The following is a 794-nucleotide window of genomic DNA, read 5'->3' as shown; positions in this document are numbered from 1 at the left end:
GGTTCTGTTGCAGTAAGGGTGTCGGGACGAGAAATGTCGATATGATAAGTATTGCTTATGACACAAGGGAGTAAAACTGCTGGGAAGCAGGCGACGGGTCTTTGCCCGCACATTTCATCTGTCCTTTCCTGATCATGTGCATTACCTCGATGCCGCCGAGAATGACCCTCGCACGGTGGAAGTTCTTGAATCCCAGCATCGGCCGGGTCCGGCGTTTGATAGCCCGATGGTCCTGTTCGACAATGTTGTTCAGGTACTTGATCTGACGGACCTTGATCGGCGTCTCGCAATCGGCATTCACTGCATCCAGTGCGGCCAGATTGGAGCCGCTTTTGTCGATGGTCACGGTCTCTGGCGTACCATTATGGGCGATCGCCTTTTCAAAGAACCGCCGGACAGCGACCTTGTCCCGCCTGGCCCTGAGCAGGAAGTCGACCGTGTCGCCCGCCTTGTCCACTGCCGGGTAAAGATATTTCCACTCGCCTTTGATCTTGATATAGCTCTCGTCCATTCGCCAGCTTTTCCCAACCGGACGCTTGTGCTGGCGGAAGCCCCTTTCGAAGAGCGGCAGCAGTTTGATGACCCAGTGGTACACCGTCGAATGATCCACCGCGATACCACGCTCGTCCATCATTTCCGCAAGATTGCGCAAACTCAGCGAATAGGCCACGTACCATCGCACGCACAGCAAAATCACTTCAAGCGGGTAGTGAAGGCGCTTCAGCACCTTGGCCAAGCCCGGCGCGAGTGTGGTTCGCGGTGTCTTCGTCTTCTTCATCGCACAGCTCAAAAAT

1 protein-coding gene is annotated in these 794 nt (G+C 55.2%); it reads right to left on the bottom strand.

The window, feature by feature from the left end; translation table 11 throughout:
- Positions 1-55: 55 nt before the first annotated feature.
- Complete coding sequence (locus GCT19_RS42340; protein WP_152855117.1) at positions 56-778, bottom strand: IS6 family transposase; 723 nt, start codon at positions 776-778, stop codon at positions 56-58.
- Positions 779-794 lie beyond the last annotated feature (16 nt).

This window comes from Paraburkholderia atlantica (genome assembly GCF_009362785.1).
In the GTDB taxonomy this organism is placed as follows: domain Bacteria; phylum Pseudomonadota; class Gammaproteobacteria; order Burkholderiales; family Burkholderiaceae; genus Paraburkholderia; species Paraburkholderia atlantica.
The sequence above is the reverse complement of the archived record's forward strand: the minus strand, read 5'-3'. Positions and strand labels throughout refer to the sequence as shown.